Source organism: Corallococcus aberystwythensis, from assembly GCF_003612165.1.
Lineage (GTDB): Bacteria > Myxococcota > Myxococcia > Myxococcales > Myxococcaceae > Corallococcus > Corallococcus aberystwythensis.
Genome location: NZ_RAWK01000019.1, coordinates 1 through 16,453, shown reverse-complemented (window position 1 = coordinate 16,453; position 16,453 = coordinate 1). Strand labels below are relative to the sequence as shown.

14 protein-coding genes are annotated in these 16,453 nt (G+C 70.2%); 9 read left to right on the top strand and 5 right to left on the bottom strand.

The genetic code is table 11. The annotated features are described in order from the left end of the window. Positions 1–89: 89 nt before the first annotated feature. The gene (locus D7W81_RS04965) at positions 90–566 is read left to right on the top strand and encodes a hypothetical protein (protein ID WP_147445345.1); all 477 of its coding nucleotides are present in this window, start codon (positions 90–92) and stop codon (positions 564–566) included. Positions 567–730: 164 nt separating this feature from the next. Beyond that, complete coding sequence (locus tag D7W81_RS04960) at positions 731–1,315, top strand: DUF4879 domain-containing protein (protein WP_158621434.1); 585 nt, start codon at positions 731–733, stop codon at positions 1,313–1,315. 59 nt (positions 1,316–1,374) lie between these two features. On the opposite strand, the gene D7W81_RS04955 is transcribed toward D7W81_RS04960, so the two are convergent. Continuing rightward, entirely contained in the window at positions 1,375–3,069 is a 1,695-nt protein-coding gene (locus D7W81_RS04955; protein ID WP_208721168.1) for a S8 family serine peptidase, read from the bottom strand. A gap of 208 nt (positions 3,070–3,277) precedes the next feature. Here D7W81_RS04955 and D7W81_RS04950 point away from each other — a divergent pair, with 208 nt between their 5' ends. Both D7W81_RS04950 and D7W81_RS04945 read left to right on the top strand, forming a co-directional pair. Further along, positions 3,278–6,028 carry a TonB-dependent receptor gene (locus D7W81_RS04950; RefSeq protein ID WP_120554150.1) on the top strand — a complete coding sequence of 917 codons (2,751 nt, stop codon included), beginning with the start codon at positions 3,278–3,280 and terminating at the stop codon, positions 6,026–6,028. A gap of 1 nt (position 6,029) precedes the next feature. Then, entirely contained in the window at positions 6,030–6,953 is a 924-nt protein-coding gene (locus D7W81_RS04945) for a hypothetical protein (protein ID WP_120554149.1), read from the top strand. A 23-nt stretch (positions 6,954–6,976) separates the two neighbouring features. Here the strand turns inward: D7W81_RS04945 and D7W81_RS04940 are convergent, their stop codons facing one another. After that, positions 6,977–8,383: a hypothetical protein gene (locus D7W81_RS04940; RefSeq protein WP_120554148.1), complete on the bottom strand. Its 1,407-nt coding sequence runs from the start codon at positions 8,381–8,383 to the stop codon at positions 6,977–6,979. A 168-nt stretch (positions 8,384–8,551) separates the two neighbouring features. Here D7W81_RS04940 and D7W81_RS04935 point away from each other — a divergent pair, with 168 nt between their 5' ends. Beyond that, positions 8,552–9,235: a DUF1361 domain-containing protein gene (locus tag D7W81_RS04935; protein ID WP_120554147.1), complete on the top strand. Its 684-nt coding sequence runs from the start codon at positions 8,552–8,554 to the stop codon at positions 9,233–9,235. Here D7W81_RS04935 and D7W81_RS04930 read toward each other — a convergent pair. Further along, on the bottom strand, positions 9,229–9,867 hold the full coding sequence (locus D7W81_RS04930) for a glutathione S-transferase N-terminal domain-containing protein (RefSeq protein WP_120554146.1): 639 nt from the start codon (positions 9,865–9,867) through the stop codon (positions 9,229–9,231). The genes D7W81_RS04935 and D7W81_RS04930 overlap by 7 nt on opposite strands. 104 nt (positions 9,868–9,971) lie before the next feature. Between D7W81_RS04930 and D7W81_RS04925 the strand changes: the two genes are divergently transcribed. Then, positions 9,972–10,901, top strand: coding sequence for a LysR family transcriptional regulator (locus D7W81_RS04925; RefSeq protein WP_120554145.1), 930 nt, complete (start codon positions 9,972–9,974; stop codon positions 10,899–10,901). Positions 10,902–10,940: 39 nt separating this feature from the next. Beyond that, positions 10,941–11,702, top strand: coding sequence for a DUF72 domain-containing protein (locus tag D7W81_RS04920; protein ID WP_167508033.1), 762 nt, complete (start codon positions 10,941–10,943; stop codon positions 11,700–11,702). 15 nt (positions 11,703–11,717) lie between these two features. Here D7W81_RS04920 and D7W81_RS04915 read toward each other — a convergent pair whose 3' ends face one another. Beyond that, on the bottom strand, positions 11,718–14,090 hold the full coding sequence (locus tag D7W81_RS04915) for a M20/M25/M40 family metallo-hydrolase (protein WP_120554143.1): 2,373 nt from the start codon (positions 14,088–14,090) through the stop codon (positions 11,718–11,720). Positions 14,091–14,548: 458 nt separating this feature from the next. Here D7W81_RS04915 and D7W81_RS04910 point away from each other — a divergent pair, with 458 nt between their 5' ends. Then, entirely contained in the window at positions 14,549–15,106 is a 558-nt protein-coding gene (locus tag D7W81_RS04910; protein WP_147445344.1) for a hypothetical protein, read from the top strand. Here D7W81_RS04910 and D7W81_RS04905 read toward each other — a convergent pair. Further along, entirely contained in the window at positions 15,100–15,528 is a 429-nt protein-coding gene (locus tag D7W81_RS04905; RefSeq protein WP_120554141.1) for a VOC family protein, read from the bottom strand. The two genes, D7W81_RS04910 and D7W81_RS04905, sit on opposite strands and share 7 nt — an antisense overlap. Positions 15,529–15,572: 44 nt before the next feature. Between D7W81_RS04905 and D7W81_RS04900 the strand changes: the two genes are divergently transcribed. Continuing rightward, on the top strand, positions 15,573–16,358 hold the full coding sequence (locus D7W81_RS04900; RefSeq protein ID WP_120554140.1) for an endonuclease/exonuclease/phosphatase family protein: 786 nt from the start codon (positions 15,573–15,575) through the stop codon (positions 16,356–16,358). The last annotated feature ends 95 nt before the right edge of the window (positions 16,359–16,453 follow it).

The following is a 16,453-nucleotide window of genomic DNA, read 5'->3' as shown; positions in this document are numbered from 1 at the left end:
TCGGGGTGACCCGGCACGCTGTCCGCCTGTCGGTGGCCCGCGTGCACGCTGACGCCGGGCGCCCCCCGCCACACGCGGTGTTCGCATTGATGTTGATGTACGACCCCATCGCGAAGTCAGGGGATGCTGAGTTCAGCCAGCACCGCCATCTGAAAGGCTCGGCGCTCGCGCGGGAAATGGAGGAACACCATGCCTTCGACAGCGCGTGGATGAACGCGAACGCGCAGGCGTTCGTGGCGCAGGTGAAGCGGTCCGGCCCCTTCCTGGATATCCAGCCGACGCATCCGGCGTGGATTGAGCACCTGCGCAAGAAGATGACGTGGCGGACGACCGCCTACGATGCAGGCCCGGGCCTGCCCGCCGAACCCCGGGCTCCCGTCTCCACCGGAGACGCCGCGCCCACGGCGAGCAAGCCGAGGGCGAAGACCGGGCGGAAGAGCGCCAAGAAGACGGTCCCCAAGAACGGAGCACGGAAGGCCGCGACGAAGACGGGACGTGCGCCCGGTGTGAAGGCGGCGAAGAAGGTCGCGGCGAAGAAGGTCGCGAAGACAAAACGAAAGACATGAGCCCATGGGTGTCACGGCCGGGGTGCCCCGCACCCAGATGAGGTCCCCGGCGACCACGGATTTCATGACGTCAAGACAAGGGTTGTGCGGGTGTTTACTTCTCTCTATGGTGGTCAAGACACACACTCCGTGTGTCAAACCCCATTCATGCCTGGAGAATGACCATGCACACCAAGATGCTTGCCATTGCCCTGTCCACCGTCGCGATGAGCGCTTCCGCCGCTGACTTCACGTCCTCGGAGACGGCCCGCCGTTTCGTCGCGTCGACGGTCCGTGGGCAGACGCTGGACACCAGCAGCCAGCGCCTGGGCCGCGTTCCGGAGGCCGCCCGGGTGTCCCCCGAAGGCGTGACGACGCTGGGCCCCGCCCCCGCGCTGAGCTACGTGCAGGTGTACGCGGTCGGCTCCAGCAACGTGGGCTGGGAATATGTGTCGGCGTCGCAGTTCACCACGGCCTATGACCATGGCGGCGACGTGCTGTTGGTGGCCGTCCTGGAGCTGGGCTACGGCACCTCGCGCTACGTCACGATGGCCGGCTCGCTGGTGTCGGGCTCCGCGAACTACGCGAACGACAGCATCTGTGATGATGGCTTTGGCGGCCTCGCGCTGCCGTGTTCGCCGGGCCAGACCATCGTGGGCTTCATGCGCTACTACGACGTGTCCGGGAACCAGAGCGGGTCGTTCTACTACCAGAGCACGTCCATCAACTCGCCGTTCAACACCATGTCGGACAGCATGTCGATCCTCTGAGCCTCCGCTCACCCTGGAGCGCCCACGGCTTCCCGCCGTGGACGCTCCCGGGACGACGCTCAGGGATTGCCGAAGCGCTTGCGGTACTCCGGGGACGTGATGAAGGCGGTCATCACGCCCGCGTAGTCATTCGTCCCATTCAGGTAGCTGTACCAGGTGACTCCCCCATCAGGGTCGAAGTTGCGCTGGAGGAAGCACTGGTAGATCCGGGTGACAAAGGCATCGTTGTAGTTGGGCGAGGTCGCCGGATTGAGGTCCGGGTACAGCGCCTGGCTCTCCTGCGACTGGAAGAGACCGAGCGCGATGTTGACCCGGGTGGAGGCCAGGCACGCCGGGTTGCCATTGCACGCGTTCAAGAGCCCCATGTAGAAGGCCAGGCCACCGCTGTCGGGCTTGCGCCGGAGCACGTCGAAGTAGAGCTGCTGAACGAAGAAGGTCGACTCGTCGATGCGGTTGGCCGCACCGTAGGCAATCGCGGCATTGACGGCGGCGCCAGCGTCAACAAGCCCGATGCCGCACCCCGTGCAATCACCGGGGAAGGCCCTGGACGAAGAGCGCAGCAGCGAGGTCACCGCGTCGACGGCCAGGGACGGGTTGGCGGACAACATCAGCGCCGCCACGCCCGCGACGTGCGGCGCGGACATCGAGGTGCCGGAGCTGTAGGCATACGCGTCGCCCACCGGCGTGGTGGTTCCCGTGTTGTACGTCGACAGGATTGTCTCTCCAGGAGCCGCGAGCGCCACCGTCGGGCCGTAGTTCGAGAACGACGACCGGGTGCCCGACGCGTTCACCGAGGCAACGGCGACCACTCCCGGGCAGTTGGCCGGCATGGCATTGGCGGCGTCCCCATTGCTGTTGCCCGCGGAGACAACCACGACCGCCCCCTTGCTCCGGGCAGCGCTGATGGCATTGGCGTAGGTGTAGAGGCAGGAGCCCGGGCCTCCCAATGACAGATTGATCACCCGCGCGGGGGTCACGTTGTTGGGCACCCCGGAGATGGGCAGGCCCGCGGCCCAGGAGATGCCGTCCGCGATGTCCGAGGAGTAACCACCGCACATCCCGAGCACGCGCACCGGCAGGATCCGGGCGCCATGGGCGATGCCCGCGACTCCCACGCCATTGTTCGTGACCGCGCCAATGGTGCCGGCCACATGCGTCCCGTGCCACGAGCTGGTCTGATGGTTGGGGTCACTGACGCACCAATCGCCCGGATCCCGTGCGTCGCTGTCGCGGCCATCCCCGTCATTGGGGAAGACGCTCGCGCCGAAGGGCCACAGCGAGACGAAGTCGTACCCGCCCAGGAGGTTGGCGGCCAGGTCGGCATGAGGGCGGTACCCCGTGTCCGCCACCGCGACGACCACGCCGGTCCCGCTGGTGCGGTCCCACGCGGCGGGGGCGTTGATGCCCGGCGTGATGGGGTGGAGGTCCGGCTGAAAGGGATAGTACGGGTCGTTCGGGACCAGCGTCGGCCGCATGATGAGGTCCGGCTCGGCGTACTCCACTTCCGGGTCGGCCGCGGCGATCTGCTTCGTCAGCGCCAGGGCCTCCTCGTACGTCATCTTCCGGTCCACGGCCCACACCTGGGCCCCCCGCCCGTCGGTGCGCAGGGGACTGGCGTTCAAGCCACGCTGGTGGGCCGCATCGGTGACACGGCGGCTCGCCACCCGCGCTCCGGCGGTGGTCTTCCGGGCCGCTGCCTGGTCGCGGTAGCGGACGATGATGCGATCCGTGTCCGAGGCCCCGAAGGCAATCAAGGGTGACAGCGCCAGGAGGGCAACGAGACCCCTTGCGCGAGAATGAATTGAAGAGTGCATGGTCATGGCGATCTTCCATGTAAAGCGACGCAGGGAATTCGCGGTGAACTTTCTATTGCCAGTTTCAGGCTTTCGTCAGGGATTGATAACCGGAAGATCGCAATGGGGGCGGCGAAGCCAGGGCCGCATCCCGTATGCTCCGCGCCCCATGTCCCTGAACCTGAACGCCCGAAGCGCGCTCGCCGCGGCCTCGCTCCTGCTGGCGCCCCCGGCGCTGGCACAGGCCCCGCAGGACGGCGCGCCCCCCGCGGAAGCGGCGCCGCCCGCGCAGGCCCAGCCCGTGATGACGAAGCCTCCGGAGCTGCTCCAGCAGGTGGAGGCCCCCTACCCTCCTGAAGCGCTCGCGGAGGGGCTCACCGCGTCCGTGCGCCTCATCATCACCATCGCCGCGGACGGCAGCGTGGCGGACGTGCTGCCCACGGAGCCGGCGGGCCATGGCTTCGACGAGGCGGCCATCGCGGCGGTGCGCCAGTTCCGCTTCTCCCCCGCGGAGGTGGACGGGGTGCCCGCGCCGGTGCAGGTGGAGTACGTCTACCACTTCACCCTCAACGCTCCGACGCCGGAGTCCTCGGGACCGGAGCAGCAGGCCCCACCGGCGGCGAAGGCCACGCTCACCGGTCAGCTGATCTCCCGCGGCAGCCGCTCCCGCGTGCCCGGGGCCACCGTGCGCTGCGGTGACGACCCGGCGGCGCCCGAGGCCATCTCCGACGCGGAAGGCCGCTTCACCCTCGAGGTGCCTCCCGGCGAGTGCGCCGTGCGCGTGGTGGCGTCCGGCTTCCAGCTCTACCAGACGAAGGAGCAGCTCCAGGAGAACGAGACGACGGAGGTGAACTTCTTCCTCGCGCCCACCGCCGGCGCGCTGGAGACGGTGGTGCGCTCCGAGCGGCCGAAGAAGGAGGTCGTGCGCCGGACCATCACGCGCCAGGAGGCGCAGCGGACGCCGGGCACCTTCGGAGACCCCATCCGCGTCATCCAGACCCTGCCGGGCGTGGCGCGCGCGCCCTTCATCTCCGGCGAGCTGCTGGTGCGCGGCTCCAACCCCGGCCAGACAGCGACGATGATGGACGGGGTCGGCATCCCCCTCCTCTTCCACCTGCTCGGCGGCCCCTCGGTCGTGAACGCCGAGTTCATCGACCAGCTCGACTTCTTCCCGGGCGGCTACGGCAGCCAGTACGGCCGCGCGGTGGGCGGCATCGTGGAGGTCGGCACGCGCAAGGGTGCCTCCGACACGTTCCATGGCTCGGTGAAGGTGGACCTGCTGGACGCGGGCTTCTTCCTGGAAGCCCCCGTGACGAAGGGCATCAGCGTGGCGGCCGCCGCGCGGCGCTCGTACATCGACACCATCCTGCCCGCCGTCCTCCCCAAGAGCGAAGGCAGCACCCTGTCCGTGGTCCCCCGCTACTGGGACTACCAGCTGCGCGTGGACTTCGGCGCGAAGCGGGATGCCCGCTCCGAGGAGGAGGCCCAAGCCCAGGCGGGCAGCGGGCACAGCACCGGCTACGTGATGGCCTTCGGCAGTGACGACCAGCTGCGCCTGGTGTCCGGCGGCCCGGAGACGGAGCGCGACCTGTCGGTGGACACGCACACGCTCTTCCACCGCATCAAGGGCGACTGGACGTACCGCAAGGGCGCGCTCACGTCTGTCTTCACGCCGTACGTGGGCTACGACGGCACCAGCTTCAAGTTCGGCGCCGCGAAGCAGGACGGCTCGGGCTACACGGTGGGCGCGCGCGAGGTGCTGGGCCTGGAGCTGTCCTCCGCCCTCACCGTGCGCACCGGCCTGGACCTCGTGTACGAGCACCAGTCCTTCGACGTGGAGTTCCCCGCCCCGGAGAACTTCGAGTACGTGGCCTTCCCCGGCGCCGAGTCCATCGGCGAGCTGCTGGTGGAGCACATCGGCCTGGGCTCCTTCGACGGCGCGCTCTTCGTGGAGGCGGACCTGAAGGTGGGGAAGTTCACCTTCACCCCCGGCCTGCGCGGCAACTACCAGCGCGCGGGCGACGCCCGGAACGTCGCGTTGGATCCGCGGCTGTGGGTGCGCTTCGATGCCACCGAGCGCACCCAGCTCAAGGGCTCGCTGGGCCTCTACAGCCAGCCGGCGGAGACGTTCCGCTTCATCACCCTGCCCTACGGCAACCCGGACCTCGCCTACCAGCGCGCGTTCCAGAGCAGCCTCGGCGTGGAGCACCGGCTGACCGACGTGTTCAACGTGGACGTGACGGGCTTCTTCAACCGCCGCTTCGACAACATCGCGGCGCCCGGGCAGATCCTCTCGCTCCCGGGCGGAGGCGTGGTCCAGCTGCCGTACTCCAACCAGGGCATCGGCCGCGCCCTGGGCCTGGAGGTGATGGTGAAGAAGCAGCGCGCGTCCGCGACGGACAAGTGGTCCGGCTGGATTTCGTACACCTTCAGCCAGTCGCTCGACGGGCGCACGGGCCCGGCCCCCGAGGGTGGCGGTGGCTTCGGCGGAGGCTTCGGTGGCAATGGCGACGACACGTACGGCCTGAGCCCCTTCGACCAGACGCACATCCTCACGCTGGTGAGCAACTACGTGCTGGGCAAGGGATGGGAGCTGGGCGGGCGCTTCCGCTACACCACCGGCCGCCCGACGACGCCGCTCAACCACACGTTCGACCTGTACCAGGTGGACCGAAACCGCTTCAACGGCACGTACGGCCCCTATGCCTCGTCGCGCACGGCCGGCTTCCACCAGCTGGACGTGCGGCTGGACAAGAGCTGGCAGTTCCAGAGCTGGACGCTGGGGGCGTACCTGGACGTGCAGAACCTCTACAACGCGGAGAACGTCGAGTTCACCTTCAACGACTACCGGCAGCGCCGGGAGTACGAGGTGCCCGGCATCCCCATCCTTCCCGTGGTCGGCGTGAAAGGAAGCTTCTGACATGAAGGCCCTGATCAACACCGGAAGCCTGTTGTTGCTGGCGCTCGCCGCCCTCGCCTGCGTCGAACCCGAGGACAAGCCCTCGAGCGTGCACGACCTGCGGGTGCTCGGCGTCTCCACGGAACAGCCGGAGCTCATCGCCTCCACCTGCGATCAGACCCCGGAGGCTTTTGACGAGCTCGCGGCGGAGGTGACGTACCGCGCGCTGCTGGTGGACCCCGCCGGTGGAGGACGCACCCTCCAGTACTCGCTGTGGGCCTGCGCGGATCAGGACGACCGCATCTGCGAGACCGAGGCGGACCGCGTGCTCCTCGCGGAGGGCACCACGGCCGCGGGCGAGCTGACGCTCCCCATCCGCCCCGGCGCGGCCCGGGTCGCGGAGAACAAGCTCCTGATCGAGCGCGTGCTGGAGGAGGACGCCTATCAGGGGCTGGGAGGCATCCGCATGCCGCTCGTCCTCCGGGTGTCCGCGGGTGACGAGGAGGTGTACGCGCAGAAGCTGATGGTCTTCTGGTGCCCGGTGGTGGCGGGCATGACGGCGAACGTGCAGCCGGTGCTGCCCGGCCTGCGCGTGGACGACGTGGCGTGGCCTGAGAGCGAACCCCTGGAGCTGAGCGGCCCCGGCCCCTTCGTGGTGACGGCCGACGACGTGTCGGACCGGCAGGAGGCGTACGTGGTGCCGGGCCTGCGGCTGCAGGCCGTCAACCTCAAGGAGGCGTGGGAGATCGCCTGGTACACCTCGCTGGGCACGTTCAACCTGTCGGAGACGGGCGGCGCGGACTTCGGCGGCCAGCAGGGACGACACCGCGTGGAGTGGGAACCGGAGGAAGGCGCGGGGGCCCAGGAGGTGACGTTCTGGGCCGTGGTGCGGGACGGGCGCGGCGGCAGTTCCTGGCTGGTGCGCCGCGCGCGCTGGAGCCCCTGAGCAGGCCCGTAGCGACTCCTGCGCTACGGCTTCATCACGTTCGCGGCCTTCAGGTACTGCACCGCGGAGCGCGCCTGGTTGTTTCCCTTCGCCTCCAGGGCCAGCAGCTGCTCGCCCAGCTTCGGGGTGTAGGCCTCCAGGAGGGCACGCTTCAGCGCCTCCTGGTTGAAGCCCCAGTCCTCCATGGCCTGGGGCAGGAGCTTCAAGGCCCGGGGGTCCTTCATCCGCACCAGCGCCGCGACGGCCGCGGCCTTCCCCGAGGGACACTGCCGCGCGAGCTCATACGCCCTGTCCGCCGCCGCCTTCGTCCCGACGTAGCCAAGCAGGGCCAGCTCCCGCTGGTCCACGTCGCTGCTGCAGAGGATGAGCTTCTGGATGACGGCCTTGGCCTCCGGGTTGCCCTGCCGCACCGAGGCCTCCAGCTCGATGCTCGAGGACGAGAGCCGCGTCGCATCGAAGGTCACCTTCCGGGGCACCTCGTGGCCCGCGAGCACCAGCTCCGCGGCCAGGTAATTGCGGCGGTTCTCCTGCACGTGGTCCAGGTCGCGCGCGAGCCGCTGTCCCGCGGCCTTCCTCAGCTTCAGGTCCCCGTGCATCGCCGTGGCGAGCGGCTTCAGCAACCCCTCGTCGTAGCCTCCCTTCGCCGCCGCCGCGTCATAGGCCGCCAGCGCGCACGCGGGGCTCAGCTCCACCCGCTCGCCGTTCTCGCGCCGTACGGTGAGCGTCATGACGTCATTGGAGGAGGAATACCCGGCGGACTCGGCCAGCCCCCGGGCCAACTCGTCCACGAGCACCGGCTCCAGCTCTCCGGGCTCCACGCACCGCAGGGGCGCCCGCACCTCATCGGCCAGCTCCGCCAGCTCGCGTGCCGCGCCGCTCAGGGCCTCCTCGGAGCCGTCGTTCCGTTTCTCGGCCTGGCGCGTGAAGCACTCCGCGAACGCGGTCGCCCACAGGCGCAGCTTCGGATCCGGCTCCAGCCGCATCGCCGTCAGCGCCTCCACCTGCGTCGCGGGGACCCGTGACGCGGCCGCCAACGCCAGGCCCCGCTCGAATGGCTCCTCGGACCGCTGCGCCCGCTGACGCAGCGCCGCGTCCTCCATCAGCATTCGGGCCGCCAGGTCCACCGCCTTCGTGGGCAGCGTCGAGCGATCCGGCCGCTGCGCCGTGAAGCGCGCCGCGGCGGTGATGCTGCAAGACGAGGTCGGCCCGGCCGCCGCCAGGGCCTGCTCCATGCCCCCGACCCGCGCGACCTTCACCAGGACGCCGTAGGCCGTGGCGCCGCCCTTGAGCAGCTCGGACTCCGAGCGGGTCCGGGTGGCCGGGACGGGCCGCTCCAGCGAGAAGACGGCCTTCCACATCGCGGCTTCATCCGGAACGGGAGCGGCACCCGCGAGCATGAGCGTCGCGAGCACGACAGGAGCGTGGACCATGACCCACCTTGGCGAGGAATACGGGTGGGTCCAGTTTCCCCCGAAATCGCCTGGCATTGTAGCCAGGGGCGGTCCGTGGGTTGGCCCGCGCATTGCTCTGGGTGGGCCCCGAGGCGCTTCCGCGTGGTCATTCCGCCACGGTGCGCGGCTGCCTCGCCACACACCCCCATGTCCCGCCCCCCTTCTCCCTTCATGTCCGTCCTGAGCCGCCATGGCCTGCTGCCCGCGACGGTGGGCAGCCTCCTCGCGGTGGACCTGCTGGCGGTCCGGCTCGACTGGAGCGAGCGCGCCAGCTTCGCCTTCCTCGCATGGAACCTGTTCCTGGCGTGGGCGCCCTACACCCTGGCCCTGCTCGCGCGGGTGCTCATGGTGCGGGGCCTGGACCGCCCCTGGCTCCTGGGGCCGCTGGCGTTGGGATGGCTGGCGCTCTTCCCCAACGCGCCCTACCTCGTCACCGACTTCATCCACCTGCGGCAGCGGCCCGTGGTGCCGCTCTGGTTCGACGCGGCCCTGCTGGCGCTGTTCGCCTCCATCGGGTGGATGCTGGGCCTGCTGTCGCTGGAGGTCTGGAAGCGGTGGCTGGAGGAGCGCTGGGGACGGACGGCGGCGTGGACCTTCGTCGCCGTCACGTCGCTCCTGTGTGGCTATGGCATCTACCTGGGCCGGGTGGAGCGCTGGAACAGCTGGGACGTGCTGGCGGAGCCGGGGCGCCTGCTCGCCGCCATGGCCTCGCACGTGCGCGAGCCCCTGGCCCACCCTGGCCTGTCACGGGTCACCGTCCTCTTCGCCCTGCTGCTGCCGCTGTCCTATGCAGGCTATGAGGCCCTCGTCGCCCGCCTCCGCCGTCACTGACGAGGCTTGCGGTTCTCGAGCTGGGCCATGTAGAGCCGCCGCTCCTCGGACAAGGCCTTCGCGACGCTGGGCCGCTCCTGCAGGCGCGCGAAGTACGCGCTGAGCGCGGGCCACTTCTTGAGGTCGATGGGGGTGGCCGCGCACCAGTTGAGCACCGTCGCGAGGTACGCATCCGCGACGCTGAAGCGCTCCAGCAGGAACTCGCGTCCGGTGAGGTGTTGCTCCAGGTACGCGAGCCGCGTGGTCCCCTTCTCCAGGGCGTAGCTCCTGGCGCCTTCGGGCGCCTTCGCATCGAGGAGCGGGTTGAAGGTCGACTTGTGGAGCTCCGTCCCGATGAAGGACAGCCACTGCTGGAGCCGCACGCGGCCGCGGCCCTCCTCCGGCGCGAGGCCCGCCTGGGGCAGCGCCTGTGCAAGGTATTGCAGGATGGCGGCGTTCTCCGTGAGCACGTCGCCGTCGTCGGTGCGGAGCGCGGGGACGAGCCCGAGCGGGTGCACCTCCAGGTAGTCGCGGCCGTCGTGCGTGCGCTTCGTCTTTGAATCGACCTCGATGTACGTCGCCTCCGCCCCCGCTTCGTACAGGCAGATGCGGGTCGCGGCCGAGCAGGACAGGGGGGAAAAGTAGAGCTGCATGGGGTGTCCTCCAGGACGGTGAACGTGGGGCCTTCGCGAGACAGGCGGCACTCTCCGCTTCCGGCAGGGATGCGTCCAACGCATCGTTGGCATAGGCTGGATGCATGGAAGACATTGCCCCGCCTCCCTCCCCCCGCCTCGACGTGCGCGACCTGCGAGTGGTGCTGGCCCTGGCCTCCTCCGGAACGACGGCCCGGGCCGCGGCGGTCCTGCACCTCACGCAGCCGGCGGTGAGCCGCGCGCTGCTCGCGGCGGAGGAGCGGCTGGGTGCGCGCCTCTTCGACCGGACCCCTCGCGGGTTGGTGCCCACACCCGCGGGACAGGAGCTCGTCGCGGGCGCCACGCGGCTCCTGGTGGAGCTGGGCGACCTGGAGCACCGCGTGCGCGCGCCGGTGGCGCCGTCCATCCGCCTCCGCCTCGTCTGCCAGTGCTACACGGCCTACCACTGGCTGCCGTCCGCGCTGGTGACGCTGCGCAAGAGCCTGCCGGGCCTCCACCTGTCCCTGGCGGTCGAGCACACGCAGGACCCCGTCACGGCCCTGGTGGCGGGAGAGCTCGACGTGGCGCTCCTCACGACGGCGTCCGTGCCTCGCGCCGGGCTGGAGACACGGCCGCTCTTCTCGGATGAGATCATCTTCGTGATGTCCGCGTCGCACCCGCTGGCGGCCCGCCGCGCGCTCACCCGCGAGGATCTGCGTGAGCACACGATCCTGACGGGGCAGACGCCCGCGGCGGAGTCGCAGTGGTTCATGACGCAGGTCTTCGGCCGTGAACGGCCCCGGCTTCGTCTGGAGCGGCTGCCGCTCACCGAGGCCATCCTCGACGTCGCCCGCGCGGGCCTGGGCGTCGCGGTGCTCTCCGAGTGGATCACCACCCCGCATCTGGGCAGGGGAGACCTGGTCGTGAAGCGGCTGGCGTCAGGGCCCCTGCGGCGGCCGTGGCGGATGGCCTGGCGCAAGGAGGTCGGAGACGCCGCGCTCCGGCTCCTCGCCGCGCTCGAGCCCACCGTGCCCCGGGGACTCGCCGTCGGGTAGCCCCATGACGCCGCGCCCGTCCGTGCCTAGCTTCCCGGAGTGCGCCAAGGACCTTCCATCCCTGCTCCCGAGCGCTGCTGGATTGGCTGCGCCGGCTGGAGCCTGTCGAGCGCGGTGGGCGAGCACTTCCCCACGACGGGAACCCACCTGGAGCGCTATGCGCGCGTCCTCCCCGCGGTGGAGATCAACTCGTCGTTCTACCGGCCGCACAGGCCCGCCACCTACGCCCGCTGGCGGGACAGCGTTCCGGAGACATTCCGCTTCGCGGTGAAGGTCCCCAAGGTCATCACCCATGAGCTCCGCCTGCGCGACGTGCGGGAGCCGCTCGAGCGCTTCCTGGACGAGGCGGGCCACCTGGAAACGAAGCTGGGCTGCCTGCTGGTGCAGCTGCCCCCCAGCCTCCAGCACGAGCCCGGGACGGCCCATGCCTTCTTCCAGGCCCTGCGGGAGCGGACCGATGTCGACGTGGTGTGCGAGCCCCGGCACCGGACCTGGTTCACGGACGAAGCGCGGCACGTGCTGGACGGCGCGCGCATCCGCTACGTGAAAGCGGATCCCATTGCAGTGGACGCCGCCGAGCCGCCGGATGCGGAGGTCGTCTACTACCGGCTGCACGGCTCGCCGAAGATGTATTACTCGGCCTATTCCCAGGCGTTCCTGGAGGCGCTGGCCAAGGAGATCTCCGGCCACGAGCAGGCTGGCCGGCGCGTGTGGTGCATCTTCGACAACACGGCGGAGGGAGCGGCCCTCCCGAATGCGCTGTCATTGCTGCGGCTCGACAGCGTGCCCGGGCCTGGGTGAGGCATTGGCGGGCCGTCAGGGCGTGGAGATGAGGGGCAGCGTCCGCGTCACCCGCGTGCCTTCGTCCAGCCCCTCCCCGAAGGGCACCGGCATGGTGTCCTCCGGGCGCGCGGGCAGCCCCTTCGTCACCGGCGCAGGCACCGCGTAGGCGTGCTCGCCCACCCTCACGGTGGGACTGCCGCCGGCCGTCAGCTCCAATTCCAGGTCGAAGCCCCCGGCGGACGGCACCCAGTAGCGCAGCAGCACACCCTGAGCCGCGTTGCGAGTCCGCAGCGCGTCGCCCGGAGCACTCTGGCCCGCGAGCCGCGCCGAGACCACCGCGTCCCCGGGCAGCACCTGCACGTCCACGAAGGCTGCGTCCGGGCGGGACGGGGTGATGTGAAGCGACACCTTCCGGCGGCCACCCTCCCCGGCCTCCACCCGCGCATCGACCACGGGCCCCCGCACATCGTCCCCCGGCGCTGGCGCGGGCGCGGTCCAGAACGGCCCCTTCACCTCCGGCAACGCGTCCACGGCCTCCCGCTTCGGGCCGCTGCCCAGGTAGGCCCGCGTCCAGTCGTTGATGACGGCATCCGAGGACACCCAGCGCGCGGACCTCGCGTCCGCGTCCACCAGGTACAGCAGGCCCGTGGGGCGCGGATGCCGCGCGTCGAAGCGCTGACCGACGGCGAGCGACACCAGCAGCCCCAGGCCCAGGAGCACGGCCCCGCCCGAGGCCCAGGGCAGTCCCCGGCCCGCCAGCCACAGCCAGCCGGGCGCGAGCAGGCAGATGGCGAGCATCAACAGGTCGGAGGGCACCGCGGCCCGCTCCAGCGGAAGCACCGTGAAGAACGTGGCCAGCACGTGCGGCAGCAGCACCAGGAGCGGCAGCGCGGCCAGTCCCCACAGCGGCACGCGCCATGGCGTGAGCGGATCCGTCCTCCGGCTTCCCAGCCACAGGAGCAGCAGGACCATCCCCGCCAGGGGCCAGAGGAACAACGCGCTGGCGCCCGGCAACACGACGCTCACCAGGATGGCGATGACCGCCCACGGCACGCATCCGCCCACCGCCAGCTCCATCACCGGCGCGCGCCGGCGCAGGAACAACCCGATGCCCATCACCGCCATCACCCACAGCACCACCGCGAGGATGAAGCGCGCGTTGTCCTGCGTCTCCGAGCGGCTCAGGGCGCGGAAGCCAGGCTGCAGCGCCTTCAAGAGCGGCCACGCGAGGCGCGCGAGGCTACTGGCCAGGAAGCCCACGAGCAGCAGCACCACCGACTCCCGCAGCACGGCCCACAGGCGCAGCTGCTTGCGCATGCGCGCGCGAACCACCACGAACACGAAGAGCAGTCCCCAGAAGGCCGCCAGCGGGACGGCCCAGGACCTGGGGTAGTGGACGCGCAGGGGGCCCGCGTTGAAGTAGATGAGCTCCTCGCCCTCCGGCACGGACGCCTCGCGCGAGATGCGCCGGGTGAGCGCGAGCAGCGTGTCGCCCTGCTGCTGGAGGAGCCCGTCGGAGACCTCGTCCACGGTCTCCTGGCGCGTGTGGTAGGCCTGCGTGCCCTCCACGTTGGCGAAGTTCAGCCCCTGCCATCCCCCCTGCCGCAGCGCCGTGAAGTCCGTGGCGTTCTTCATCCGCTGGTACACGGCCGTGAAGAGCGAACCGGCGCCGACGTCCGGAGCCTCCTCGGCGAGCCTGCGCACGAGCCAGCCGCCTCCCGGAGAGACCTCGAACATCAGGAGCGGCCCCGCGTTGCCGCGCGCGTCCACGTTGAGGACCACGCCTGTTTCCCGGGCCCAGGGATGGGAGGCCACGAAGGCCGTGCTGCCCAGGAGGTGCTGCTCCTCCGCGTCCGTGAACAGGAACAACACGTCGCCCGCGAGCGCCGGCCCCTGCTGGAGCGCCCGCGCCACCTCCAGGATGGACGCGACGGCGGCCCCGTTGTCGGACGCGCCCGGCCCCGTGGGCACGGAGTCGTAGTGGGCCACCAGCATCACGGTCGTGCCCTTCGCGCCATCCTTCGCGCGCAGGCGTCCGACCACGTTCTCCACGTTCGCGGCGGGCCGGGGGATGCCCTGGGCGGGCGCGAAGACGGCCTCCCGCTGGAGCTGGACCTCCGCGCCCACATCCCGCAGGCGCGCTTGCAGGTAGTCGCGCACCGCCGCGTGCCTCGGCATTCCGAGGGCGTGGGGCTCGGCGCCGATGAAGCGCAGGTGCTCACGGGCGCGCCCGGCGGAGAACCGCTCCACCGGGGCGGAGGCGGGCACTGGCTCCGGCAGCGGATTGCCGCGCAGCACCAGCAGGATGACACCCAGGCCGAGCACGGCGGTCACCGCTCGCGCGGGCCATGACGCGCGGGGGGAGGCACTCCGGTCCAGGCCCGCGGCTGCGGCGGTGTCGCTCATGGCTTCAGTCCTTCAAACGCGCCGCTGCGTTGGGGGGCACGGGGTTCGCGGATCAATCGCGGCGCGCGGCCACTGTACGTCACCGGAACCCGGTGGACACGCCCCGAACGCATCCGTGCACGCGGCCCGCCCCAGGGCTCGTCGCTCCAATACTCAACAGGACCGTCGGTTCTCCTCTCCTCCACTCAATGACTCCCTAGAGTGCTCCGACCCAGCGGCTTGGGGGGACACGTCAATTGCGAGGAGACATGATGAAAAGCGCATGGTTGAAGGGCCTGGTTGCTCCATTCCTCATGGTGGCCTGCGGAGAAGGGACAGCGATTGAATCGGAGGTCGCCAAACAGGAGCCTGCCGCGGAATCCCAGGCATCTGCTTCGGATGCGATCCCGTCACGGGAATGGACCGAGATTGCTCCGGGTGTCTGGGAGCGCGCGAAGCCGGAAGGTGGCGTCGTGCGCATGGGCCGTGGCGTCGAGGGGTTCGAGTTCGCCTTGCGGAATGCCCGGCAGCAGCAAACCCAGCTGAAGGCGATGCGCATGGAGAAGGAGCTGGCGTCCAACGCAGAGCGGATCCGATACCTGGAGGGCCACATCGCGCAGGCGCTCGCGTCAGGCGCCCACGCGCCCCTGCCCACCACCACGCCCGCACTGTCGAACGTGGGACCCTCTGGTTCGACCTCCAGCGCGTTCTGCGCGGGGACCATCACCTTCAACATCACGTTTGACTACGGCATGGTGGATGGCGCCGTCACGACCCATGCGGAATGGTCCGAGTTCGGTCCGCACGCGGAGATGACCCGGAACATCCACACGTATGCCTATGCCTGGACCCCCGACCACAGCAGCTACCAGGAGGACTCGGACAGCTCCGGCCCCATCGGCGGGACGTGCTGCTACTTTCAGGAATCCTTCGCGGCAGTGGGCGTGACCTTCAGCCCGAAGCTCTATGGCAGTGCCTACATCGTGGGCACGAGTGGCTGCAACGACATGCTCTTCTACGAGGACTCGAACTACTGAGGTTCCGCCCCCTCGTGGCCACCGAGCGATGCGTCCCAGAAGGACGCTTCAATCTTGTGACCGTCCGGGTCCCTCACGAAGCCGCCGTAGTAGGGCGCGCCGTACAGGGGACGCGGGCCGGGGGCGCCATCGTCGGTGGCGCCCGCCTTGAGCGCCGCCTGGTAGAAGGCCTGCACGGCTTCCCTGGACGTGGCGAGGAAGCAGAAGTGCGTGCCGTTGCCCACGGTCGCGGGCTTCCCGTCGATGGGCGCCTGGACCCAGAACTCCGGGAACTGGCGCCCGTAGGCGACCGCGTTCGGGAACTCCAGCACGCGGCGGCAGCCCAGGGGGGCGAGGGCCGCGTCGTAGAAGGCCACCGCGCGCGCGAAGTCGTTCGTGCCGATGGAGACGTGGGAGAGGATGCTCGGGTTCTCGTCGCTCATGACACCATCGATAGCACGCGACGGGCGGACCGGAGACCCTGCCCATGACGGTGGACCTGCGAATCGCCTCGTACAACGTCCTCGCGGACGCCTACATCAAGCCCGAGTGGTTCCCGCACACGCCCGCGGCACTGCTCCGGCCACGAAGCCGCTACGCGCCGCTGGCCTGGCGCATCCTGGGGCTGGACGCGGACATCGTCTGCCTTCAGGAGGTGGAGCCTGACAGCTTCGCCGCGCTCCAGGAGGCACTGGCGCCACGCGGGTACGTGGGCCTGATGGCGCGGAAGGAGCAAGGCCGCCCGGATGGCTGCGCGGTGTTTCACCGGCTGGGGCGGAGCCTGGGACACCGGGCGCATTACTTCAGCGACCGGTTGGAGGACGGGCGCATCTCCGGGCATCTGGCGCTGGTCGTGGACTTCGACACCGGCGGGGAGCGGCTGCGCGTGGCCTGCACGCACCTGCGCTGGGACCGGCCTGACAGGCCCGTGGAGCAACACCAGGGCATGCAGGAGGCCACCGAGCTGATCAACGAGCTCGTCCGGAAGGATCCAGAGGCCCTGTGGGTCGTCTGCGGCGACTTCAACGCCCGGCCCGGTGAGCCCCTGGTGCAGGCGTTCGAAGCAGCCGGGCTGCGTGACGCCTACGCGGACCAGCACCAGGCGACGTGCAACGCGAACGGCACGCCCAAGGCCATCGACTTCCTCTTCCATTCGAGCGCGCTGCGAGCCCGGCCAGACCGGTTGCCAGTGCTGGAGGCACGGACGCCGATGCCGTCGGAGCAAGAGCCCTCCGACCACCTGCCAATTGCCGCGCGCCTGCTGCGCGACTGAGCTCCCCACAGCAACAGAGGCCTCGTCCTCCTGCCCGCCCTGCGTCCCAGCGTCCTCCCATACTCCAGGTGCGCCCGCCCCGCTTCGTCCCCATC

Bases quoted from the DNA above. Each gene is read 5' to 3' on its own strand.
- D7W81_RS04900 (WP_120554140.1), top strand. From the start codon at position 15,573: ATGACGGTGGACCTGCGAATCGCCTCGTACAACGTCCTCGCGGACGCC.
- D7W81_RS04940 (WP_120554148.1), bottom strand. From the start codon at position 8,383: ATGGTCCACGCTCCTGTCGTGCTCGCGACGCTCATGCTCGCGGGTGCC.
- D7W81_RS04935 (WP_120554147.1), top strand. From the start codon at position 8,552: ATGTCCCGCCCCCCTTCTCCCTTCATGTCCGTCCTGAGCCGCCATGGC.
- D7W81_RS04965 (WP_147445345.1), top strand. From the start codon at position 90: ATGTTGATGTACGACCCCATCGCGAAGTCAGGGGATGCTGAGTTCAGC.
- D7W81_RS04925 (WP_120554145.1), top strand. From the start codon at position 9,972: ATGGAAGACATTGCCCCGCCTCCCTCCCCCCGCCTCGACGTGCGCGAC.
- D7W81_RS04910 (WP_147445344.1), top strand. From the start codon at position 14,549: ATGGGCCGTGGCGTCGAGGGGTTCGAGTTCGCCTTGCGGAATGCCCGG.
- D7W81_RS04915 (WP_120554143.1), bottom strand. From the start codon at position 14,090: ATGAGCGACACCGCCGCAGCCGCGGGCCTGGACCGGAGTGCCTCCCCC.
- D7W81_RS04905 (WP_120554141.1), bottom strand. From the start codon at position 15,528: ATGAGCGACGAGAACCCGAGCATCCTCTCCCACGTCTCCATCGGCACG.
- D7W81_RS04950 (WP_120554150.1), top strand. From the start codon at position 3,278: ATGTCCCTGAACCTGAACGCCCGAAGCGCGCTCGCCGCGGCCTCGCTC.
- D7W81_RS04930 (WP_120554146.1), bottom strand. From the start codon at position 9,867: ATGCAGCTCTACTTTTCCCCCCTGTCCTGCTCGGCCGCGACCCGCATC.
- D7W81_RS04945 (WP_120554149.1), top strand. From the start codon at position 6,030: ATGAAGGCCCTGATCAACACCGGAAGCCTGTTGTTGCTGGCGCTCGCC.
- D7W81_RS04960 (WP_158621434.1), top strand. From the start codon at position 731: ATGCACACCAAGATGCTTGCCATTGCCCTGTCCACCGTCGCGATGAGC.